27 protein-coding genes are annotated in these 21,662 nt (G+C 60.7%); 13 read left to right on the top strand and 14 right to left on the bottom strand.

The features are described from left to right. Positions 1 to 2: 2 nt before the first annotated feature. Positions 3 to 557, bottom strand: a complete 555-nt coding sequence (locus tag QM600_RS02385; protein ID WP_502942845.1) for an RNA polymerase sigma factor — start codon at positions 555 to 557, stop codon at positions 3 to 5. Further along, positions 544 to 1,044 (bottom strand): methylated-DNA--[protein]-cysteine S-methyltransferase, encoded by a 501-nt coding sequence (locus QM600_RS02380; protein WP_283259914.1) that lies wholly within the window; start codon positions 1,042 to 1,044, stop codon positions 544 to 546. Before QM600_RS02380 ends, QM600_RS02385 begins: the two co-directional genes overlap by 14 nt. Positions 1,045 to 1,188: 144 nt before the next feature. Between QM600_RS02380 and QM600_RS02375 the strand changes: the two genes are divergently transcribed. Together QM600_RS02375 and QM600_RS02370 are read left to right on the top strand one after the other, a co-directional pair. Further along, positions 1,189 to 1,743: a ribulose 1,5-bisphosphate carboxylase large subunit gene (locus QM600_RS02375; protein WP_283259869.1), complete on the top strand. Its 555-nt coding sequence runs from the start codon at positions 1,189 to 1,191 to the stop codon at positions 1,741 to 1,743. A gap of 262 nt (positions 1,744 to 2,005) precedes the next feature. After that, complete coding sequence (locus QM600_RS02370) at positions 2,006 to 3,304, top strand: cutinase family protein (RefSeq protein WP_283259868.1); 1,299 nt, start codon at positions 2,006 to 2,008, stop codon at positions 3,302 to 3,304. Positions 3,305 to 3,308: 4 nt separating this feature from the next. Here the strand turns inward: QM600_RS02370 and QM600_RS02365 are convergent, their stop codons facing one another. The 4 genes from QM600_RS02365 to QM600_RS02350 form a co-directional block, all read right to left on the bottom strand. Continuing rightward, entirely contained in the window at positions 3,309 to 4,046 is a 738-nt protein-coding gene (locus tag QM600_RS02365) for an SDR family NAD(P)-dependent oxidoreductase (protein ID WP_283259867.1), read from the bottom strand. Continuing rightward, positions 4,043 to 5,068 carry a phosphotransferase family protein gene (locus QM600_RS02360; protein ID WP_283259866.1) on the bottom strand — a complete coding sequence of 342 codons (1,026 nt, stop codon included), beginning with the start codon at positions 5,066 to 5,068 and terminating at the stop codon, positions 4,043 to 4,045. The genes QM600_RS02365 and QM600_RS02360 overlap by 4 nt, the downstream gene beginning before the upstream one ends. Further along, positions 5,065 to 6,276, bottom strand: coding sequence for an acyl-CoA dehydrogenase family protein (locus QM600_RS02355; RefSeq protein ID WP_283259913.1), 1,212 nt, complete (start codon positions 6,274 to 6,276; stop codon positions 5,065 to 5,067). The genes QM600_RS02360 and QM600_RS02355 overlap by 4 nt, the downstream gene beginning before the upstream one ends. Before the next feature lie 80 nt (positions 6,277 to 6,356). Next, complete coding sequence (locus tag QM600_RS02350) at positions 6,357 to 6,977, bottom strand: TetR/AcrR family transcriptional regulator (protein WP_283259865.1); 621 nt, start codon at positions 6,975 to 6,977, stop codon at positions 6,357 to 6,359. An 89-nt stretch (positions 6,978 to 7,066) separates the two neighbouring features. Between QM600_RS02350 and QM600_RS02345 the strand changes: the two genes are divergently transcribed. Beyond that, the gene (locus tag QM600_RS02345; protein WP_283259864.1) at positions 7,067 to 7,528 is read left to right on the top strand and encodes an SRPBCC family protein; all 462 of its coding nucleotides are present in this window, start codon (positions 7,067 to 7,069) and stop codon (positions 7,526 to 7,528) included. A gap of 4 nt (positions 7,529 to 7,532) precedes the next feature. Here QM600_RS02345 and QM600_RS02340 read toward each other — a convergent pair whose 3' ends face one another. The 3 genes from QM600_RS02340 to QM600_RS02330 all read right to left on the bottom strand — a co-directional run bounded on the left by QM600_RS02340 (position 7,533) and on the right by QM600_RS02330 (position 10,233). Beyond that, positions 7,533 to 8,177: a TetR/AcrR family transcriptional regulator gene (locus QM600_RS02340; protein ID WP_283259912.1), complete on the bottom strand. Its 645-nt coding sequence runs from the start codon at positions 8,175 to 8,177 to the stop codon at positions 7,533 to 7,535. Between the two features lie 97 nt (positions 8,178 to 8,274). Then, positions 8,275 to 9,036, bottom strand: a complete 762-nt coding sequence (locus QM600_RS02335) for an SDR family NAD(P)-dependent oxidoreductase (protein ID WP_283259863.1) — start codon at positions 9,034 to 9,036, stop codon at positions 8,275 to 8,277. A gap of 51 nt (positions 9,037 to 9,087) precedes the next feature. Then, entirely contained in the window at positions 9,088 to 10,233 is a 1,146-nt protein-coding gene (locus tag QM600_RS02330; protein ID WP_283259862.1) for an acyl-CoA dehydrogenase family protein, read from the bottom strand. A gap of 138 nt (positions 10,234 to 10,371) precedes the next feature. Between QM600_RS02330 and QM600_RS02325 the strand changes: the two genes are divergently transcribed. The 4 genes from QM600_RS02325 to QM600_RS02310 all read left to right on the top strand — a co-directional run bounded on the left by QM600_RS02325 (position 10,372) and on the right by QM600_RS02310 (position 11,933). After that, positions 10,372 to 10,971 (top strand): TetR/AcrR family transcriptional regulator, encoded by a 600-nt coding sequence (locus QM600_RS02325; RefSeq protein ID WP_283259861.1) that lies wholly within the window; start codon positions 10,372 to 10,374, stop codon positions 10,969 to 10,971. Between the two features lie 4 nt (positions 10,972 to 10,975). Continuing rightward, the gene (locus QM600_RS02320; protein ID WP_283259860.1) at positions 10,976 to 11,368 is read left to right on the top strand and encodes a hypothetical protein; all 393 of its coding nucleotides are present in this window, start codon (positions 10,976 to 10,978) and stop codon (positions 11,366 to 11,368) included. Between the two features lie 107 nt (positions 11,369 to 11,475). After that, positions 11,476 to 11,715 carry an AAA family ATPase gene (locus QM600_RS02315; RefSeq protein ID WP_283259859.1) on the top strand — a complete coding sequence of 80 codons (240 nt, stop codon included), beginning with the start codon at positions 11,476 to 11,478 and terminating at the stop codon, positions 11,713 to 11,715. 74 nt (positions 11,716 to 11,789) lie between these two features. After that, positions 11,790 to 11,933 (top strand): hypothetical protein, encoded by a 144-nt coding sequence (locus tag QM600_RS02310; RefSeq protein WP_283259858.1) that lies wholly within the window; start codon positions 11,790 to 11,792, stop codon positions 11,931 to 11,933. 67 nt (positions 11,934 to 12,000) lie between these two features. Here the strand turns inward: QM600_RS02310 and QM600_RS02305 are convergent, their stop codons facing one another. Beyond that, complete coding sequence (locus QM600_RS02305) at positions 12,001 to 12,198, bottom strand: hypothetical protein (RefSeq protein ID WP_283259857.1); 198 nt, start codon at positions 12,196 to 12,198, stop codon at positions 12,001 to 12,003. 472 nt (positions 12,199 to 12,670) lie between these two features. On the opposite strand from QM600_RS02305, the gene QM600_RS02300 reads away from it, so the two are divergent. Beyond that, positions 12,671 to 13,627, top strand: a complete 957-nt coding sequence (locus QM600_RS02300; protein ID WP_349307238.1) for a beta-propeller fold lactonase family protein — start codon at positions 12,671 to 12,673, stop codon at positions 13,625 to 13,627. A 333-nt stretch (positions 13,628 to 13,960) separates the two neighbouring features. Here QM600_RS02300 and QM600_RS02295 read toward each other — a convergent pair whose 3' ends face one another. Both QM600_RS02295 and QM600_RS02290 read right to left on the bottom strand, forming a co-directional pair. After that, the gene (locus tag QM600_RS02295; protein WP_283259856.1) at positions 13,961 to 15,211 is read right to left on the bottom strand and encodes an RNA polymerase sigma factor; all 1,251 of its coding nucleotides are present in this window, start codon (positions 15,209 to 15,211) and stop codon (positions 13,961 to 13,963) included. Positions 15,212 to 15,217: 6 nt separating this feature from the next. Further along, a complete protein-coding gene (locus QM600_RS02290; RefSeq protein ID WP_283259855.1) occupies positions 15,218 to 15,562 on the bottom strand; it encodes a YciI family protein in 345 nt (114 codons plus the stop codon). A 130-nt stretch (positions 15,563 to 15,692) separates the two neighbouring features. Between QM600_RS02290 and QM600_RS02285 the strand changes: the two genes are divergently transcribed. Both QM600_RS02285 and QM600_RS02280 read left to right on the top strand, forming a co-directional pair. Continuing rightward, on the top strand, positions 15,693 to 16,169 hold the full coding sequence (locus QM600_RS02285) for a DUF309 domain-containing protein (RefSeq protein WP_283259854.1): 477 nt from the start codon (positions 15,693 to 15,695) through the stop codon (positions 16,167 to 16,169). After that, the gene (locus QM600_RS02280) at positions 16,169 to 16,807 is read left to right on the top strand and encodes an LON peptidase substrate-binding domain-containing protein (RefSeq protein ID WP_283259853.1); all 639 of its coding nucleotides are present in this window, start codon (positions 16,169 to 16,171) and stop codon (positions 16,805 to 16,807) included. Before QM600_RS02285 ends, QM600_RS02280 begins: the two co-directional genes overlap by 1 nt. Before the next feature lie 3 nt (positions 16,808 to 16,810). On the opposite strand, the gene QM600_RS02275 is transcribed toward QM600_RS02280, so the two are convergent. Together QM600_RS02275 and QM600_RS02270 are read right to left on the bottom strand one after the other, a co-directional pair. Then, on the bottom strand, positions 16,811 to 17,626 hold the full coding sequence (locus tag QM600_RS02275; protein WP_283259852.1) for a mycofactocin-coupled SDR family oxidoreductase: 816 nt from the start codon (positions 17,624 to 17,626) through the stop codon (positions 16,811 to 16,813). A 63-nt stretch (positions 17,627 to 17,689) separates the two neighbouring features. Further along, the gene (locus QM600_RS02270) at positions 17,690 to 19,213 is read right to left on the bottom strand and encodes an FAD-binding protein (RefSeq protein ID WP_283259851.1); all 1,524 of its coding nucleotides are present in this window, start codon (positions 19,211 to 19,213) and stop codon (positions 17,690 to 17,692) included. A gap of 202 nt (positions 19,214 to 19,415) precedes the next feature. On the opposite strand from QM600_RS02270, the gene QM600_RS02265 reads away from it, so the two are divergent. The 3 genes from QM600_RS02265 (at position 19,416) to QM600_RS02255 (ending at position 21,661) form a co-directional block, all read left to right on the top strand. After that, positions 19,416 to 20,171, top strand: coding sequence for an IclR family transcriptional regulator (locus QM600_RS02265; protein ID WP_283259850.1), 756 nt, complete (start codon positions 19,416 to 19,418; stop codon positions 20,169 to 20,171). 120 nt (positions 20,172 to 20,291) lie between these two features. Further along, positions 20,292 to 21,431 carry a 3-ketosteroid-9-alpha-monooxygenase, oxygenase component gene (locus tag QM600_RS02260; RefSeq protein ID WP_283259849.1) on the top strand — a complete coding sequence of 380 codons (1,140 nt, stop codon included), beginning with the start codon at positions 20,292 to 20,294 and terminating at the stop codon, positions 21,429 to 21,431. Continuing rightward, positions 21,428 to 21,661 (top strand): hypothetical protein, encoded by a 234-nt coding sequence (locus QM600_RS02255; RefSeq protein ID WP_283259848.1) that lies wholly within the window; start codon positions 21,428 to 21,430, stop codon positions 21,659 to 21,661. Before QM600_RS02260 ends, QM600_RS02255 begins: the two co-directional genes overlap by 4 nt. The last annotated feature ends 1 nt before the right edge of the window (position 21,662 follow it).

Genomic DNA, 21,662 nt, shown 5'->3' with positions numbered 1-21,662 from the left:
ACTCATGCGTGACTCCCTTCCGGAACAGTTTTGGGCACGTAGGTCTTTCGAAGAGCGACAATGCCGTCGGAGCCGGCCTTCCGGGCAGCTGTCGGTGTGTTGCCCAAAATCTCCGCGATGTCGGTGTAAGGCAACCCACCCAGAAAGTGATAGGCCACCGCGGCACGTTGCTTGAACGGCAACTGTTCGAGCGCATCCCACAGTTCGTGGTCCCAAGATCCCGGAAGCCCGATACGGGTGGGCAATTCCGGAACCTCATCGGTGGGAATCGCGACGCGGCCCCGAACGCGAACGATGTCAATAGCTTTGCGGTGCGCAATAGTCACCAGCCACGCTTCGACATTCGCGCCCTGATCGAGTTCCGGATAGGCACGCATCGCCGCGATGAATGTCTCGGACCAGGCGTCCTCGGCATCGACCGGCCCGACTACCGCACGGCATACCCGCAGCACGACAGAACCGTACTCGGTCACGACTTCTTCGAACGGTTTCAACGACACGATCAGTAGACGCTCGGGCCGATAGATATGTGAGATCGACGCATCAGAACAGCACATCCGAAACTCCGCCGGATTCACGCTCGAGAAGGTACCGCTTGCGATCAAGCCCTCCCGCAAATCCCGTGAGACTCCCGTCGCTGCCGACCACACGATGGCACGGCACGACGATGCTGATGGGATTCTTCCCGTTTGCCGCCGCGACGGCACGCACAGCAAGAGGATTGCCCAAAGTTTGCGCAAGATCTAGATAGGTCCACGTTTGCCCGTACGGAACGGTCCGGAGCGCAGCCCACACTCGGTGCTGAAACTCGGTTCCCGACGGATCCAACGGCAATGTGAACTCAGTACGCTCCCCCGAAAAATACTCCGAGAGTTGGGCCTTTGCCTCACCGAAGTTCGCTGGTGCACTGTCCCCGAAAGTCGACTCGTCAGGCTTGTGTCGATGCTCTGCCATATAGAGTCCGCACAGGCCGTTTGCGGTCGCAACCAGCGTCAACGGGCCGATCGGAGACTCGATCACGGTGTGGGTACGGGTAGCCGACATGTCTTGATCCTTCCAGGTATCGAGTGACGACGGCCAGGACGTCCGTCCGGCACCGCTCGCATCGCTCATAACTCGAAGACGTTTCGCACTGCAAGTATGTGAGATTTACCTGCACTTCCGCTAACTATCAGGCAGGATCAAGTGATGGCTCTAGTTTTGCCCGGACGCTTGAGCGTTGTCCGCTCCGTCGGCGACGTCGTGCATTGGTCCGCATCTGCAGTGATTTTTGCGGTCACGCTCCCATCGCGCCTCGACGCGCTACTGGTGAGCGTCGAACGATTGGTCGCAAGAATTGGCCAGATAGCCGAGAACGCCGATCGCGTAGTTGTCGGCGTCGCCGCAGTCACTGTCCGCGCTGAAACTCTTGTCGAAGCCGTCGAGCAAACTTCGGATATTGCTCAACAACTCCTCGAACTGTACGAACCCCTCGCTGTACAACTCGCACCGTTAGCTGCGAGGTTTGCCAACGACATCAGCGAGGCCGAAGTCAGTGCCGCCATCACACTGATCGACCAACTTCCGGAACTCACCGAGCGAGTAACGGCAGTCCTGCCGATTCTCGCGACCTTGGACTCGGTATCCCCTGAAATCCATGAACTTCTGGGAGTAGTGAAAGACCTCCGCCAGGCGATCGTCGGAGTGCCGGGATTCGGCTTCTTCCGACGACGTGGCGAAGCAAAAGACGCTCCAGCGCAATAGAATACAAATTCTGACCAGGCGAATCAATCTCTCGCCGCGAAGGTCATTTACGTTCAATCTCCGAGAATGAGCGCAAACCTCACATCGCATCCCATTTGAGTAACAATTCCGATGTGACGAACTGTTATACACAGAGCGCTTTCGTGTCGTAATCTGGCTGCGCGAGACGAGAAGTCCAGCCGCAGAAGGCCGGTCACTTTCGCTCGTTCGAAGAATCGACCAGCCAACGTACCCGTCTCGTTCGCCGACCACCGGAGGATTGATGCCTCAACCAGGTGCTATTCGCTTCCATCTCGAACGAATCGCATTGGTGGCGATGGTTCTCACTGTGGTGAGTGCGACGTTCTCGTCTACACCGGCGGTTGCCGACTCCAGCGGCGGAGACACGGCGACAGGAAGCACCAGCTCCATCGCCGGTTCGAGCGACGATGACGGTATCGACCCCAACAACTACGGCGCAGAATGCCCCGCCATCTTGATCGTCGCAGTCTCCGGTGCATCCGATTCAACTGCCGATCGCAATCCTTTGACAGACACCGCGGTGCAAGGGGGATCCAACTGGTTGACAAACGTCACGGTTCCCACCGGTGCACACTTCCAGGACGAACCTGGAACCGTCGGGTGGATGTACGTGCCATATCCGTCGACGTACGGGGTCGACCTCTTTGATCCTGTTCCCACATACCAAGATTCGATGGCCGCCGGAGTTGAGTCGACACACCGACTTCTCGAGGACAACAAGGTCAAATGCGGAGACGCGACAAAATATGTTTTGCTTGGTTACAGCGTCGGCAGCGAAGTCGTGGAACGGGTGGCGCGCGACATCGGTCATCGTGACACCACATCGCTCATCGGTCCGGATGACATCGCCGGCGTCATGCTCGTCGGCGACCCGTATCGGCCCACCGGCACGCCGTCGTTGGGTCAGTCCGGACCAGCCGGCGGAGGCTTCATGTCACAGGAACAGGCCGACTACGGTGCGCTCGCCAGCAAGGTTCAATCTGCTTGTCGGCCTTACGACATAGCGTGTGATGCACCGAAAAACATTGCGATACTGCAACTCACTCTCGGTGTGCTCGGTCAAATGCATTTCACCGGCGCCGACCTCGGCCAGACCTTCGTCGACTTCGGCAATGCCGTCAGGACCATGGCCGCCAAATCCATCGTCTACATCAGCACACACCCCGGATGGTTCGACTCCGACGAGTCGTTCCTCGACGTCGCACTGAAAACCTCCGATCAAACCTTCGACCCCGACGGACCGAACAGTGACATCCAGTTGAGCAACGCCGAAATCGTCGACACGTTCAAGTGGGCCATGGGGCCGGGGTCCGATGTGGTTCAAGCGAAACTCCAGGCTGAAGGACCCGGCTTCATCGAAGACAACAGCGGACTTTTCGAACTGGTGACCAAGCCGTACATCTTCCTCGGATTCATCCAGCACATCCTCTACTGGAACAACAACCCGAACGACCCGTGGTACTGGGAGAGTGAACGGATCGTCGATTGGATCACCACGCTAGCGAGAACTCAGCGCGTCCTCGATACTGCCGGACACTGAACGCTCACGCTCGATATCCATCGGCCCCGGCGCGGGTCATCACAACCTTCGGAACAACAGCGCGAGAAGACAACCGGAGCAGTCCGTCCACCAATTCGACGATGTCGTCAACCTTGATCATCGTGTCCGGAGGGATCCGATCCTGTGTCCACGCGGACATGTCGGTGTCGACGTACCCTGGAGCAATCGCAGTGGCGCTGACGCCGTTTCCGGATTCCTCGGCGTTAAGTGCTTCGACTACCGAAAGCAACGCCGCCTTGGTCGCCCCATACACCGCAAGTCCGCCTTCGGCGTACACACCGGCCATCGATGACAGTGCAATAACTTTTGCTCCGCCGTCGGGATCGGCATCAGCTGCCGCCCGTAACAGCGGCAACGACTCTTGGAGGAGCACGAACGGCGTACGGAGATTCACCGCGACGGTTTTATCGAAGCGCCGCATGGGGTAGTCCGCAATGCTCCCGCTGGTTCCCACACCCGCGTTGAGAATCAATGCCCGCATGGAACCGAATCGGTCACCGTGGACCGCAACCAGTTCCGTCGCGAAATCCTCGTCCGCCATATCTCCGGCAACTACGACGACGTCGGGAGACCCCGCGCTACGCAGTCCCTCGGCAACGGCTTCGAGCTTCTCGCTATCCCGAGCCGTGATCGTCAATCCGTATCCGAGCGTCGCAAGACGCGTCGCGATTCCCAGCCCGATACCTTTGGATGCACCTGTAACCAGCGCAGACCTGTTCATTCAAATTTTCCGTTCAATGCACTCAATCCTGCTGAGATAAGTTCCGGCACAGAAGATCCTGCCGAATCGAACCCTCCACCGACTGTCGCTCCGGCACGGAACCGATGGTCGATCCCTTGCGCGATCACGGCCAGCTTGAAGAACCCGAGAGCCATGTAGAAGTTCCAGTCGGTGAGCTCGCGGCCCGAGACCGTCGAATACCGCTGGGCCAGATCGACAACGGACGGCAACGACGGACTGGTCCACGCTGCCGGCTCGCCCAGGACCAGATCCAATGCGGGATGTCGGTAGACGCACATCATTGCAATGTCGGACAACGGATCGCCGAGAGTGGCGAGTTCCCAATCCACAACAGCTGCAACCTTTGTGACGTCGCCAGCGGCAAGAATTGTGTTGTCGATCCGGAAGTCACCGTGCACGATCGACGATTCCGATTGCGCCGGAATCAGTTCCGGCAACTTCGAAGCCAACCTGTCGACGTCGGCGGAATCTTCGGTCTTCACCCGACCCCACTGACCAGCCCACAACTTCACCTGACGTGCAACGTAACCCTGCGGACGGCCCAATTCGCCGAGGCCGACGGCGTTGTAGTCGACGTCGTGCAGAGCAGCCAGTACTCGTACCAATTCGTCGGCGCACTGCGCGATCTGAACTGCGGGAACGGCATCGAGCTCGGACTTGGTTCGAATCACCTGCCCCTTGATGAACTCGACAACAGTGAACGACGCCCCCATTACCGATGAATCCTCACACAGAGCCACCGTGGGAGCCACGGGCACTGCGGTGCCCTGCAGAGCGGAGGTAATCCGAAACTCGCGCGCAACGTCGTGCGCGGACGGCGTCAATCCTGCGGTAGGCGGGCGACGAACGATCCAACTCGAAGCGTCGTCGTAAATTCCGTACGTCAGGTTGGATTTTCCTCCGGAGATCAACTCCGCACGCAGATCGCCGACCACGGCGACATCCGAGTCGAGTAGATACTTCCGTAGCGCGGGCAGGTCGAGGCCGTGGAATTCACTCACCGCACACCGTCGCGCGCTGCTCGACGTGCGGCGCCCACAACACGTTTCGCAATTGCCCAGCGGTGAACTTCGGACGGTCCATCGTAGACACGGAACGGACGCACTTCGCGAGAGAGTCGAGCCAGCGGCAAATCCTCCGAAACACCCAGGCCTCCGCACATCTGGATCGAATTGTCGACGATGCGGAAGATTGCCTCGGCTGCATATGTTTTCGCGATCGAAGTGGAGTTGCTCGCATGCCCGCCCTGATCGAGTTCCCAACAAGCCTGGACCAGCAAAGCCCGGCTGGCCGCGATGTCGATCTCGTTGTCCGCGATCATCTTCTGGATCATTCCGAGATCACCAAGCTTGGAACCGAAACCTTCGCGTTCCGCCACCTGTGCGACAGCAATGTCGTGCCCACGACGGGCCGCACCGAGCCAGCGCATCACGTGCGTCATACGTGCGGGGCCGAGGCGCACCTGCGCGTAAGCGAACCCCTGGTCGACCTCGCCGAGAACCGCCTCGTCAGGAACAAAAAGGTCCTCGAAAGTGACCTCACAATGGCCACCGATCATGGACTTGTCGAGCGTGCCGATATGACGGCCCACGATCAATCCCGGAGAGCCTGCGGGTGCGAGAAACATTGTGGCACCACCACGTTGACCGGGTTCACCCGAAGTCCGGGCCATGATGATGAAGAAGCCTGCACCGTCGGCGCCGGTGATGAACCACTTCTTGCCGTTGATCTTCCAACCGCCCGGAGCCTTCTCTGCTCGGGTATTCAAAGCAGCGGGGTCCGAACCTGCACCGGGCGCAGGTTCTGTCATCGCGAAAGCGGAACGCATGTCGCCGCGAGCCAAGGGAGCGAGGAACTGTTCTTTCTGAGCTGCACTCGCCACGTGAGCGAGCATGTGGACATTGCCCTCGTCCGGTGCCGCGATGTTCAGAGCAGTCGGGCCGAACAGCGAGTAGCCGGCCTCTTCGAAAACGGGTGCCCGATCACTCATGTTGAGCCCGTGTCCGCCGTACTCGATCGGCGCGTGGGGAGCAAAGACTCCGGCGGCCTTGGCCGCTGCCTGCATCTCGATCCGCGTCGCGTCGCCACCGGCAACCGCGATGTCGCCACCGTGCTTGTCTTCGATCGGGAGAACTACGTCGCGCGTGAAGGCGCGCGTCTTCTCGATCAGCGCCGTCACCTCCGGTGCATACGTCAGATCGATTGCCACCATCCACCTCCAAGAAAGACCGACCGAACGATCGCTCGGTCTATGCACTGTGGCATACCGGCACCTCAGCGGTCAACCACTCAGATCCGCTCCGCACCCACCGTGCATCTGGAAATCCCCAAATACCGCTCCACCAACTCATCCGGCGACAACTCACCGTCCGGCCGGTACCACTGCGCCACGGCCACACACATCGTCACGACAGCCCGACTCGCATCCTCGGGATACTCAGCGGCGAACACGCCGGACTCCACCCCGTCCCGCACGATCCGATCCACCTGCTTCTGTTGCGCATCACGTTGAGCGATGTAATTGGCCCGACCCTCCGGTTCCATACTCCGAAGTTCCGACGACGCCACAAACGACTGCTCACGCCGAAACATGTGGAAGCGCAACAAGGATTCGATGACAGCGTCAAAACGATCCGAAGGATCCGGCCCAGCTTCCATCTCCGCAACACCGGTCCGTTCCAGCAACTCCCCCATGACAACCGTCGTCAAGCCGATCAACAATGCCTGCTTCGACGGGTAATGGTGGTAGAGACCGGGCACGGAAAGCCCGGCTCGTGCAGCGATGTCGCGAATCGATGCACCGTGGTACCCCTGTTCGACAAACGCTTCCAATGCTGCCGCGAGGGGCTTGGGCAGACCCAGGTCTTCGTATTGCCGCCAGGATCCGCGCGCCGCGGGTTCGTTCGTCATACCCGATACCGTAGATCCACTTGCGCTGACAACGAATATGTCGGAGCAGTTAGCTACAGTCGGTGTCCATCGATAGACAGGGACCAACCATGATCCACGTTCGCCATTCCGCGGTTGCTGCCGTACCGGTCGATGTTGCCTTCGCCTACATCGACGATTACCGCAATGTACCAACGTGGATGTTCGGCGTTTCCGAGTTCACGCCCAGCGGCGAGTTCGATCAGGGACTCGGCGCGTCATTCGACGCTGCGATGCAGATCGGCCCCAGCACGTTGCGCTCCAATCTCGAGGTCACGGAGTGGGAGAAGAATCGCATCATCACCCTCTCTTCGCTCGGCGGTGTCTCCAACTCGTCGACCTGGGAGTTCACTGCTGTCGACGACTCCAAGACCGAACTGTCGGTGGATTTTGCCTACAAGATTTCCGACGGACTTGCCGGCAAAGCCTTGGGCATGTTGATCGGGCCGTTTATCGAAAACGCGGTCCGCAACAGTGAAGAAACGTTGCGTCGGCGCCTCGAGGCGGAGTTCGCCGCCCACGGGAAAAGCTGATTGGTTACGGCTGTTCGGACACCTTCAACGCGTTCGCCCAAATCCGGGTTGCGGTCTGAACCACGTCCTCGAACGGCACGGACTTTCCGTCCGCGCCAGGCTCCTCGGATACAAACACGCTGTACGCGAGGCGACTCACCATGGATGACAGTGCCCGCGACGCCAGAAGCGGATCCAGGGAACGATCTGCCTTTCCGTCGCTTTGCAACCGCTCGATGGCGCGGGCATTGCGGGAGATGAAGGTCGCGCCACGATCGCGTCGTAGCTTCGCGAATGCCGGGTCGATGTGCGAAACCTGCTCGAGCAATCCCATCAACTTGGCGTTGCGACGGAATGCCGTCAGATACGCGCGATTGCTGGATTCGAGAACGGCGTAAGGGTTGTCCGTATCGCGCACTCGTCCCACACCGGGATGGAGCATGTCTTCCTGCGCGACCGCGAGAACCGCAGCAAAGATCTGCTCTTTGTTGTCGAAATAGGTATAGAAGGAACCGGTCGAGCAGTTCGCTTCCTTGGTGATATCCGTCAATCGCGCATCGAGATAGCCTGCTCGCTCGAACACTGTGCGCGCAGCAACCACCAGAGATGCCCGGGTGCGAACGCCTCGCGCGGTCACCGGGAGATCACGTAGGAGCTCCGTCGCAGCCATCGACGGCGGCGGGCGGTCTTCCCAGTTCTCCTGATTATCAGCGCGAGAGGTCACCCGCTACTTATACGGCAAAGCAGGCGCCCGCCCGTCATCGACGTCAGGTGATCGTGATCCCACCGTCGACGGCAATAGTCTGTCCGGTGACGTACCCACCGGCTTCGGAAGCCAGCCACACCATGGTTGCAGCGAGTTCTTCGGGATCGCCCATGCGACCGAGAATCAGCCGCGGAGCCATCGCGTCGAGGTAGCCGTCGTTGTATTGGTCGGTCATTTCCGACTTGAAGAATCCGGGTGCGATGGCGTTGACCCGGATCCCCTTGCGTGTGCCCCACTGCTGAGCCAGATCCCGGGTCAGTCCCACGATCCCCGCTTTACTCGCGGCATAGGCTGCTTGGGGAAGTCCGGCAGTGGTGAGTCCTAGGATGCTCGAGATGTTCACGATCGAACTGCCCGGCAGCATCACGCGGCCACACGCCTGCGCAGCCCAGTAAGAGCCGTTGAGGTTGATGTCGATGACGGCCCGGAACTGGTCAGGTGTCTCGCGGGTCGCCGGAACTGCAGTACCCACGCCGGCGTTGTTGACGAGCACGTCCACGCGGCCGAACTTCTCCATCGCGGCGTCGACCATATTCTGAGCCTGGGCGGGATCGACGATGTCGGTGGCTACACACAGTGCCTCACGGCCGGCGTCACGAACCAACGTGGCGGTGTTTTCGAGCTTGTCGATACGACGCGCGGCCAGCACGACGTCGGCGCCGGCTTCTGCGGCTGCTTTCGCAAACGCCACACCGAGACCCGACGATGCACCGGTCACGATGACCACTCGATCTGTCAGAGAAAACTTGTCGAGAACAGACATGCGCGGTGGTGCTCCTTTGATCGTCGGGCTCGGAGAGACTTTCGAACGAAACTACAGGCCGAGGTCGCGGCCGATGAGTTCCTTCATGATTTCGTTGGAACCTGCCCAGATCTTGGTGACGCGGGCGTCCATCCACGCGCGGGCAGCGCGGTACTCGGTCATGTATCCGTAGCCACCGTGCAGCTGGACGCAGTGATCGAGAACCTCGTTCTGAACCTGCGCGGTCCACCATTTGGCCTTGGCTGCGTCGATTGCGGTCAACTCTCCGGCAGCATGAGCAGCGACGCAGTTGTCGACGTAAGCCTGGGTGACCTCGACGCGCGTAACCAGATCCGCGAGCAGGAACTTATTCCACTGCAGCGACCCGATGGGCTGTCCGAAAGCCTTGCGGTCCTTGGCATATTGGATTGTTTCTTCGAGAATCGGCGCAGCGTGCGCAATGTTGGAGACAGCAGCGCCGACGCGTTCCTGCGGCAGCATTTCCATCATGTGAATGAAGCCGCGGTCGATCTCACCGATGATGTTGTTCGAGGGAACTCGCACGTTCTCGAAGAACAGTTCGGCAGTGTCGGACTCGTGCTGGCCGACCTTGTCGAGCTTGCGTCCGCGATCGAAACCTTCCATACCGGTTTCGACAGCAAAGAGCGTGATGCCCTTCGACTTCTTCTCCGGACTGGTGCGGGCTGCGACGATCACGAGGTCGGCGTTGTAACCGTTCGTGATGAAGGTCTTGGAGCCGTTGATGACCCAGTCGTCACCGTCCTTGACTGCCGTGGTCTTCAGACCTGCGAGGTCGGATCCACCGGAAGGCTCGGTCATGCCGATTGCGGTCAGCATTTCGCCGGTGCAGAACTTGGGCAGCCAACGCTGCTTCTGCTCTTCGGTTGTGAGTTGAACAAGGTAGGGAGCGACGACGTCGGCGTGAATGCCGAAGCTTGATGCCACAGCAGCACTGGCACGCGAGAGCTCTTCTCCCAGAACCGCATTGAAACGGTAGTCACCGGCTTCACTTCCGCCGTACGCCTCCGGAACTTCGAGGCCGAGGAAGCCGTTGCGACCGGCTTCGAGCCAAATTTCACGATCGATGAAGCGCTGGTCGATCAGCTTCTCTGCGACCGGCAGGATGTTCCGGTTGACGAATTCACGAACGGATTCGCGAAATGCCTCGTGATCGGGTCCGTACAGAGTGCGACGCATGACCGTTGCTTCCCTTCATCGCAGCACATGCTGCGTCTCGACGCCGCCTAAGCGGATGCTTAGAATCTAAGCACCCGCTTATAGTGTGTCGAAGGCGCGATATTGTCAACATTCGATCCGCAACACCTGGAGGAACCCTTGAGCGATTCACCTGATGCGGTGATCAGCACCTCCAAAGCAGCAGCACGTATCCGCGCGGCCGGCGTCGCCGCCTTCGCCGACGCCGGATACGGCGGAACGACTACACGAGACATCGCTGCCCGCCTCGACATGAGTCCGGCTGCGATGTACCCGCACTATCGCTCGAAAGAAGAGCTTCTTTTTGCCATCAGCTACGAAGGCCACACCGAAGCCTTGAAAGTGGTTGAGGACGCTGATCTTCCCGACGGGGCCCCGTCCGTACGACTTCGAGAACTGATCCGCGTCTTCGCCAGTTGGCAGGCATCCCACCATTCACTGGCCCGCGTCGTCCAATACGAATTGACCGCACTCACGCCGGAGCACTACCGAACCGTAGTTGCCTTGCGCCGCAATGTGACCCAGGTAGTCAGGAATGCAGTCGACGCGGGTGTCACATCCGGCGAGTTCACCATCCCCGACGCCGAAGGCGTGACCCTGGCACTGATGTCACTGTGCGTCGACGTGTGCCGCTGGTTCCCGGCCGGCAACTACACCGACCCGAAAGACATCGGAGAACTGTACGGAGACTTGGCTTTGCGGATGGTTGGGGCAAACTGAACTAATGACGGACCCCAACGTGCCCACCGAGCGACACGGCAATTTCGAGCAGGCCGACTGGGACTTGAGATTCCTGTCCGCCCTGACCCGGATGCTGACATCGAGGCACTGGGACACCGGCGAGTACGAAATCGAACGCCTGGAGTGGGCCAATTCGATCATGACGTTGGTCGTACGGGTCTGGGGACGCGAACAGTCGCGACTCGTGGGATGGCGGGAGCATCTACCCACGATCCGATCCGGCTTCACGCCCGATGATCCGGAATCCGTTGCAGACGTCTGGCATACAGGCGAGTTCTATCCTTGCTACCTACCCGAACCCCACGTACCCGATGCTGACGGCATTCATTGGATCGGACAAGGTCAGCCGTCGTACCGGCGGTTATCCGCAGATTGAAGCTCCCTGTCCGGGATGCCCATCCATCGCACGCTTTCGTCCCTAAGCCGCGACGTCATCGCACTCGGTCCCCAGCCGCCGCAGCAGTGCTCGGAGGAGACATCCGCGTGCTCGGGCGCACCATCGACGACATTCTTACAAGGGCACACAACAGAGTCGATGTGCAGATCAGTCGCGGTGCGATGCTTGCCGACGAAGCAGGAATGGCGGCGACGAAGGACCTCGACACTCTCGTACAGATCGCCGCGCAGCACGGCGCCGTCGTACGACTCATCGGCGACCCGGCTCAGCTTTTCGGAGCATTCGGCGCGAAGTTCACCACGTCAGGACCACTTTTGCTCATCTGACTCAACGGTCCTGTGCGTTCCTGGCCAGCCCACTCGTATACGTCGGCGAACAGGGCTTTATGGGTGGCTTTGAGGTGGTCGTAATCGAACTTGCCTGGGATCGGATGGAGATTTGCGTCGACCAGTCGGACGGACACGACACGTTCTTCGAACTGGCGGAGCTTGTCGGAGTCGGTGGTCCTGTACGGCTGCGCAGCGCTGACCAGCTTGTTCCGTAAAACATTCGTTCCTGGGATGAAGTAGTCATCCCAGGAACGACTGTGAAGTTTTCGCAGGCACGGACGATTAGAGCCCGAGTTCCTGGCGGGACGCCGCCAACTCTTGCTCCGCCGTGCTCACTCCGGTGAGCACTCGTCGGGTCGCAGCTTTGTCGGCTTCGGTAACCGTCCCGCCGGCGAGGCGAACACCTGCGGTCGCGAACTGAACCGACTCTTCGACACCACGTGATGCGGTGCGTGTGGTGACCTTGCGTGCAGTGGTCATACGGCCCACCCCTCCCCATGCGATACGTTCGATCGCTTCCACTATCTTGCAGTAAATCGCAGTATAAATGCAGCTCGCAGGCCATTTCTAAGCACCGGACTGTGAATTGCATGCAGCAATGTTCTCGTCCACCCACTGACCCCGCCTGCCGAGGTCCTCGACTATTTCCGTCGCTGTGGAGCCGCAGGTCTGTCACCTTGGTCGTATCCGAGGTGCGTGGACAGTTCGGTGTGGAGTCCATTTCCTGTAGAAAGCCTCCGTCGATCTCGGCCGTCACCTCTTCGAGCACCGCCTTCGATCCTCTCAAGGCTTCGAAGTCATGAGCTTGGCACACGATTCAGCGCTATTGGGTGCATGATGTTTTGAACATGACTGTTGTCAACAGGCATAGGTCCCGATGATGCACCATTCCCGTCAGATAGCTCGAACACGAACCATCTGACACTCTCCACCTTCGAAGGAGGACACCACCATCGCCACCGTCGAACGACCCCACCCGCATTCGTGGTGGCCTCGGACCATCGCCGACACGATCGAGGTCGGCGCGTTTCCGTCAGGGGTGGCGATCACCCCTGACGGTGCTCGCGCATACGTCACCAATTATTACGGCAACTCGGTGTCGGTGATCGACACCACCACCACCACCAACACCGTCACTGACATCATCGCGGTCGGTGCGAATCCGTACGGGGTGGCAATCACCCCCGACGGTGCCCGCGCCTACGTCACCAACCAGAACAGCCGCTCGGTGTCGGTGATCGACACCGCCACCAATACCGTCGTGGACGTCATCGCGGTCGGTGCGTCTCCGTCCGGGGTGGCGATCAGCCCTGACGGTGCCCGCGCCTACGTCACCAACCAATTCGGCAACTCGGTGTCGATGATCGACACCATCACCAACACCGCCGTCCTCACCACGATCGTGGCCGGAGAGAATCCGCTCGGGGTGGCGATTAGCCCTGACGGTGCCTGCGCCTACGTCACCAACCAGAACAGCCGCTCGGTGTCGGTGATCGACACCATCACCAACGACATCGTTGCCATCATCGCGGTCGGTGCGTCTCCGTCCGGGGTGGCGATCAGCCCCGACGGTACCCACGCCTACGTCACCAACCAGAACAACGGCTCGGTGTCGGTGATCGACACCATCACCAACACCGCCCTCCCCACCACGATTGTGGTCGGTGCAAATCCTTTCGGGGTGGCGTTCACCCCTGATGGTGTTCGCGCCTACGTCACCAACTATTACGGCAACTCACTGTCGGTGATCACCACGGCCAACAACACCGTCACCACCACAGCCATCGTGGTCGGCGCGTATCCGTTCGGGGTTGCGATCACCCCCGACGGCGCCCGCGCCTACGTCACCAATTGGGGCAGCAATGTGGTGTCGGTGATCGCGATCGAACAGGCACTCACTCTCACCTAGACCCCGACTGCCGGTGTTCTCGGTCAGTCCTACCGTTTCGCCTTCACCGTCACCGGCGGTGCACTACCGACGAGACTGAATCTCGGTACGACTGATGCCCTGTCCGAAACGTTCACTCTTAACAAGGGGTGAACAGCCACATTTCCTGCGTTCGGGCAGATAGATCGGTGGCGGGCAGCGATGTCGTTGCTGATCCACTCTCCCAAACCGTCCAGGTCATCGATGATTTCCGGCGGCGTGAACCCGCATTTCTGGTCGGTGCAGCGTTTGCACCCCGCACGCTCCGCAAGATCACGCAACGCCGGCCAGAGCCACCCTGTTTAGCCTCGAATGCTATTCAACCTCCGCCACCATCTCAGCAAGTCTTCGCTCCAAGAACGTCCGTTCCGGTTCGCTGCCAACCACATTCAGAGCCTGTCGATATGCAGAAGCTGCTGCATCGGTTCTACCCAACCGAGCCAACAGTTCGCCGCGCGCGAGATGGTAGGGGTGGTAGTCGGCAAGCTTCCGCTCCTCGGACAAGGCGTCCAAAGCTGCCAAACCCACTGCAGCACCATCGCGCATCGCCAGTGCCACTGCGCGATTCACTGCAACAACAGGAGAGGGTGTCAGCGTCAGCAGCACACCATACAACGCACAAATCTGGGGCCAATCCGTGCTCTCGATATCAGCTGCCTCGTCGTGCAGCGCCGCGATCGCGGCCTGCACGCCGTACGGCCCCGGTGCTCCCCCGGTCAATGCAACAACAACCAGATCGCTACCCTCCTCGATCATCGACTGATCCCAGCACTTACGGTCCTGGTCTTCGAGCAACACGATTCCGCCACTCGAATCCGTTCGCGTATCCCGTCTCGCATGCACCAGCAGCATGAGCGCGAGAAGCCCGGCAATCTCGCGCTCATCGGGGAGCAATCTGCGCAAGATTCGCGCCAACCTGATGGCCTCCACCGCCAGGTCGACGCGCTGCAAGTCCGGACCGGAACTGGCGGCATATCCCTCCGTGAACACTGAATAAATCACCTGAAGAACACCCGGTAGACGCTCCGGTAGTTCTTCGACGCCCGGAGTTCGGAACGGGATCCGGGCTTGGCGGATCTTCTTCTTCGCCCGCACGATCCGCTGCGCCATCGTCGCCGACGGCACGAGGAACGCCCGCGCCACTTCGGGCGTCGTCAACCCGCCGAGGCAGCGCAAGGTGAGTGCAATGCGGTCGTCTTCGGCGAGCGCCGGGTGCGAGCAGGTGAAAAACAGTTGCAACCGCTCGTCCGGTAACTCGCCGTCGGCCTGCGGTGGCATCGGGTCGGCTCGATCCGCATCCACCTGCATGACTGCCAACCGAGCCGCGTACGCCTGATCGCGACGCAAACGATCAACAGCCTTGCGGCGAGCCGTCGTCAGCAGCCACGCACCCGGTTTGGCGGGCACGCCGTCCACCGGCCAGTGGACCAATGCAGCTTCGATGGCGTCCGAGGTGACTTCCTCAGCCAGATCAAGGTCCCCGAAACGGCGGACGAGCGAGGCCAGCAGCCGTCCGCGTTCCTCCCGGAACACGGACTCGACCGAGTTCTCGGCCTGCTCGTCCACAGCGAATCAGTCCCCGAATCCGGCCAGCGGACGCACTTCGACGCTTCCGCCGTCGCGGGCCCCGGGGCAACGCGCAGCCCAGGCCAGCGCCGCATCCAGATCAGGTACATCGATGACGTCGTAGCCGCCGAGGATTTCGCGGGTCTCGGCAAAGGGCCCGTCGGTGACGGTTCGTTCCCCGCTCGGCGATACCCGAACCGTCGTCGTGGTGCTCAGATCGGCAAGAGCGTCACCGGACACCCAGATGCCGGCGTCCTTCATCTCTTTGTCGTAGAGCTGCCAGTCCTCGAACGTGCACTGGGGTTCGGTGTCTCCGCCGGGTGCGGTGTAAATCAACAACATGTACTTCATGGCTAGCTCCTTGGTCTGTTGGTTTTCTTGCCTTACAACATGACGACGAACGGATCTGTCCCGAATCGACAGCAGACCCGAAAGAACTTTTGGAGCGTCTCTACCGGCCGCGGGCGATAGGGTGAAGTTTATGTCCGAACGGGACCGGGACGACACCGGAAAACCTCTCAATGCGCGACCACGCGACGGTCTGGGCCGCCCATTGCCGCGCGACTCGGCGGACGGCGTTCCGCAGATTCCCGACGACCTGAGGTTGCCACCGGACGAGGCGATCACCGAGGCGCAGCGACTCCTCGACCACGGGATGCCGTTTCACGCACATGAGATCCTCGAAGGAGCGTGGAAGAACGCACCCGACGAGGAGCGCAACCTGTGGCAGGGATTGGCTCAATTGGCCGTCGGCCTGACGCATCTGCTGCGCGGGAACTCCAAAGGTGCGGCTTCCCTCTTGGCTCAAGGACACAATCGCATCAGGCTCTACGAGGTCGAAAGCCCCCACGGACTGGACATCCCCGGCCTCTTGGTCTGGTCCGAGCATTTGCTCGCAGAAATCGATCGCCCCGGCGATTTTCCCGCCCCTCCGATCCCGAGGTTGAGAATCCCCTGATGCCCATATTTCCCATGTTCCCGCTCGGCACCGCAATGCTGCCGGGAGAGGTGTTGCCCCTCAACATCTTCGAACCGCGCTACCGGGCGCTGGTAGAAAACGTGCTCGAGGCTGCCGACGGCCCACTGTTCGGAGTTGTGCTCATCGCACGGGGACACGAGGTGGGCGGCGGCGAATCACGTCACGACGTCGGCACTCTCGCGCGTATCGAATCCCACGTCGCGATGGGCGCGGGGCGGTACCAGTTGTTCTGCCGCACCGAGGATCGCATTCGGATCAATCGCTGGCTGCCGGACGATCCGTATCCGCAGGCCGAGATAGAGCTGTGGCCGGACGAGAACAACGGAACCCCGGTCACCGCCTACGAATACGACTCACTACTCGAGCGGATCGACTTCATGTACGGAATGCTGGGCAAGGTCGCATTGCGGGCCGGAGAACCATCTCCCCGAATGCCTGTCCCACCTTCACCTTTGGATCCACTGGGATCTCGGCTCTACGCCTTGGCCCGGAGCATTCCGATGGGCGACGCCGATCGCCTGGCGATGTTGACCTCGCCAGGCGCCGACGAACGCATTCGTGCATTGTCCGAAGCAGTCGAGAACGCCATCGAGGTGGCGCAGTTCAACTTGCTCTGAAGCTCAAGCCATCGTCTGACCCATATCGATGACGATCTTTGTTCCGGTGACGGCGCGCGAGAGATCCGTCGCGAGGTACATCACGGCGTTCGAGATGTCTTCGACGTTGGTGCGCCTCACGGAGGTGAGCGGCCAGGAGTAGGCGCTCATGTACTCGGGGTGCTCGGTGAGGATCTTTCCGACGTTGGGGTCGTTGCCCATCTCGGTTTCCACAGCGCCGGGGTGGATGCTGTTGACGCGAATGTCGTAGGCACCCAACTCTGTTGCCGCAGTGCGGGCCAGACCGACCAGACCGTGCTTGGCAGCGGAGTAATGCGCGCAACCCGGTGCTGCCGCGACGCCCGCAGCGCTGCTGACGATCACGATGGACCCGCCGTTCCCGGCCTCGATCATTGCGGGAACCGCCGCCGTCATGGTGCGCCACACACCATTGAGGTTGATATCAACCAGCGTCGACCACTGCTCTTCGGGCATCTCCCAGAAGCGGCCCCACGTCGCGATGCCCGCATTCGCGATTACGACGTCGAGGCGACCGAACTTTTCGACGCCGGCTGCCACGGCGACGCGCAGCGCCTCGAGGTCACGCACATCCGCCACGGCGGTGAAGATCTCGCCTCCTTCTGCTCGTACGAGTCGGGCGGTTTCTTCGAGGTCCGCTTCCGTCGATGCCGCGTATCCGACGTCCGCGGACACAGGAGCGCACACGTCGACGGCGATGACGTTCGCGCCCTCACGTGCCACCCGCACTGCGTGGTGGCGGCCCTGACCCCGCGCTGCGCCGGTGATGAAAACGACCTTGCCTGCCAAAAGTTGTGTCATATCCGGCACGATAGCGGCGCGTCGACAACGCCGGTGACCTGTTCCCGCCCAACGGAAAGTGCGTCAGCGAGAGCGAGCGTCCTTGGCTGCAAGAAATCCGAACACCATACTGGCGCCGATCGGATTTCCGCCACCGGGATAGACGGTGCCGCTGACAGCGGCCATCGAATTGCCGGCGGCATACAGTCCGGAAATCACCCGAGAATCGGCGTCGAGGACACGAGCGTTCGGGTCCGTCCGCAGCCCACCTTTGGTCCCGAGGTCGGACAAGCCGAATGCCGCAGCATGGAACGGACTCTTGGTGATCGGAGCCATCGGCGACTTCCCACCGGTGAACGCGCGATCGTAAGGTTCGCTTCCGCGGCCGAAGTCTTCGTCTACTCCGGAGTCGGCAAACATGTTGAACCGCTTGACCGTAGCTTCGAGAGTGTCTGCGTCGACGCCGATCTTCTGCGCAAGTTCCGCCAAAGTATCTGCGGTGTGCCACAACCCGGCGTCGACATACGCATCGGGTTCGACCATCGGCTGGGTGGATGCCTTCACCGGAGGAACAAGTCCTTCACGATCGTCGTAGATCATCCAGAACGGCAGCGTCACCGTCCCGTCGTCCATTGCCGTGATGACTTCGCGGCCGAGCCTGTCGTAGGGCGCCGACTCGTTGACGAATCGGCGACCGGCTACGTCCACGAACACACCGCCGGTGAAACACAGGGAGAACGCCGATCTGCCGTCGGGATGTGTCAGTCCCGGTGACCACCACGCCTCACCCATCAGATCGACGTCGGCACCGATGTCGATGCCCGCACGGATCGGTAGTCCGGTGTTGGCAGGAGCGCCCATCGAGCTTTCGACGACTCCGGGAACACCGAATCGAGTGCGCATCTCGGCGCTCTGCTCAAAACCACCGGCAGCGATGATCACTCCGCGTGTGGCACGGATGGTTCGGGTGTCCCCCTCCACCGACACCACCACGCCCACCACCGCGCCGTCTTCGACCAGGTAGTCCCGAAACTCGGTGTTGGCGCGCAACGTGACGCCGGCAGCCTGCGCCGCCAGCAGGAATCGGCCGATCAGCGCCTGGCCGCCGGTTATCTGCGATGGAAGTGGAAGGCCCAACCGATCGGTGCCGAGGGGCGGGCGCAGAATCAACCGCAGATCACCCAATGCCTCGGCGTCGAGTGGTGCCGGAATAATGTGGCGCCCGCCCGCACGCGCTTTCGGTGCGTCTCCGAAGTAGTCGGGCCACGGGAGCACTTCGAAGGCAAAGGCGTCGTCGATTTCGAGGTAGTCGATCAAGGTCGAACCCGTACAAAGGTAGCTCTCCTGCAGGTCTTTCGGAGTTCTGTCACCGACCACGGCCTGGAAGTAGGTTCGTGCGTCGTCAAGGGTGTCGTCGTCACCTGCCCGTCGCAACACCGCGTTGGTGGGAAACCACATGCCGCCGCCTGAATACGCCGTCGTTCCGCCGAACACACTCGTCGACTCGATCAGTAGGGTACGCAGCCCTTCTCGGGCAGCGGTGTAGGCGGCACACAATCCTCCGCCTCCCGAACCGACAACCACCACGTCATACTGCTCATCTGCCATCGGTCCACAACCTTCCGCCGATCGTCTCCGGTATCCATATTTGTCGTGGAGATCGGGCCCGCATCGGGTTTTCCCGATAGTCGAGATAGCAACCGACCGTTCCGCACAGTAGGACTGTCGTTGAAGTGTGCTCCACGTCACCGACACACTGTCAGTCAATGGCGGGCAGTACCCGCCTCCGACCCAGGTAGGGAGTCCCGACGTGAAGCTTGCCGCCACACCCACTCGAGAGTCGATGCTCGCCCGAGTGACGGCGGTAGTAGACGCCTACGGAACGCCGCATGAACGTCTCGGCCTCGAAGAACTGGCCCTTCGGACGGGAATTCCTCGATCGACTACCCATCGAATCCTCGTGGAGATGGTGGACCTCGATTGGTTGGTGCGTCAGGGGCGCGAGTACCGCCTCGGCCCGCGTGCGTTGGGCACCATCGGCCCGGACGCCACGTACGCCCATGCCCGGATGGCAGCAGCCGACATCATTCTCGAGCTGTACCTTCGTACCGGGATGGTGATCCATCTCGGTGCTCTACAAGGCGGGCACGAATACTTTTTGGACAAAATCGGTGGGCCGTTCGCTCGGATACTGCGCTCCCGCGTCGGAATGCGCGTCCCTGCCCATCGAGGTGCCGGCGGCCGCTCGATGCTCGCGTTACTCGAACCCGAGGAAGTCGATCCGTTGGTCGGCAAGAACCTCACTCCCGCCGGCGACGCCCAAGAACTGGATGCTCTACACACCGAATTGGCCCGCATCCGCACCGCACACGGAATCGCCTACGATTCCCCGACCAGAATTGCAGGCCCGGGATCAGGGACCGTCGTCAGTTTAGGGTGTGCGATAAGAGTTCTCGACGGAACTGTTCTCTCATTGTGCCTTGCCGGTGAGACGGAGAAGGTCAGTCTCGAGCGAGTTGCTCCACTTGTCCGAAAAGCCGCCGACGACCTTGCTGCCGCAATATGATCGCGTTCATCTCGATAGTCGAGATGAACGGTCAACTGCCCCGAGTGCTTTGGCTCACTTGAACGAACTCTATCCACCGAACGCAGATCCGATTTTCCTTGACCCGATATGGAGAAAACCATGACGACTTCGACCACCGATCAGGACGAGATCCGCGAGATCGTCGCTGAGGACTCGCCCACTCGCTTTGCCCGAGGCTGGCATTGTTTGGGTCTTTCTCGTGAGTTCAAAGATGGAAAACCCCACTCGATCAACGCTTTCGGTACAAAGCTCGTCGTTTTCGCGGGAGAAAGTGGCGAGCTGAAAATCCTGGACGCGTACTGCCGCCACATGGGTGGCGATTTGTCGCAGGGCGAGATCAAAGGCGATTCGGTGGCATGCCCGTTCCATGACTGGCGTTGGGGCGGCAACGGCAAATGTACGGGCATCCCCTACGCCCGCCGTGTACCGCCACTAGCGAAAACCCGCGCCTGGCCGACTCTCGACCAGGACGGAATGTTGTTCGTCTACAACGATCCCGAGGGCAACCCGCCGCCGCCCGAGGTTGCGCCGCCGCGCATTCTCGGCGCTCTGTCCGACGAGTGGACGGACTGGAAGGGCTTCAAGCAGATCATCGTCAACAGCAACTGCCGTGAACTGATCGACAACAACGTCGACATGGCCCATTTCTTCTACATCCACAAATCCTTTCCCCTGTACTTCAAGAACGTATTCGAAGGCCACGTAGCCGCGCAGTACATGAACGGACAGGGCCGCGAGGATGTGCGTCGGCCACCTGCGGCCGGTGAACCGAAGCTGTCCGGAAACAGTTCGTCAGCAGCATATTACGGCCCGTCATTCATGATCGACGAGTTGACATACCACTACGAGAACTTCGATATCGAGTCCATTCTGCTCAACTGCCACTACCCGATCGACGCAAACTCCTTCGTGCTGACGTACGGCGTCATCGTCAAGAACTCCGAACATCTCGACAAGGAAGCGGCAGTGACGATGGCCGAGAGCATGAGCGGATTCATCAGCACCGGTTTCGAGCAGGATGTCGAAATCTGGAAGAACAAGGCCCGCATCGACAATCCGCTTCTGTGTGACGAAGACGGGCCGGTGTACCAGCTACGACGGTGGTATGAACAGTTCTACGTCGACGTCGCCGACATCACCCCGGATATGGTCGACCGCTTCGAATTCGAACTCGACACCACTCGCCCGGTTGAGGCCTGGCGCCAAGAGGTTGCCGACAACATCGCGGCACAGCAGTGACCAGCACCGCCCAGATCGCCTGCAGGACTTGCTCGGGCAGCGTTACTGTCGAAAAGCTCAGTTGGCAGCACACGACCGTGCAGTGGGACGCGACGTCGCTCGCCCGCTGTACCGAACTGAGCGGCCCCGATACCGCAGTCCACAACATCGCCGGAATGCGGGACTGCCCCAGACTCCGCGAAAACATCAGGCGCGCAGTGGTCGACGGAGCATTCGGCGACTTGAACTGAG

This window comes from Rhodococcus sp. IEGM 1379 (genome assembly GCF_030056815.1).
In the GTDB taxonomy this organism is placed as follows: Bacteria; Actinomycetota; Actinomycetes; order Mycobacteriales; family Mycobacteriaceae; genus Rhodococcus_F.
This window is presented reverse-complemented; position numbering and strand designations above follow the sequence as displayed.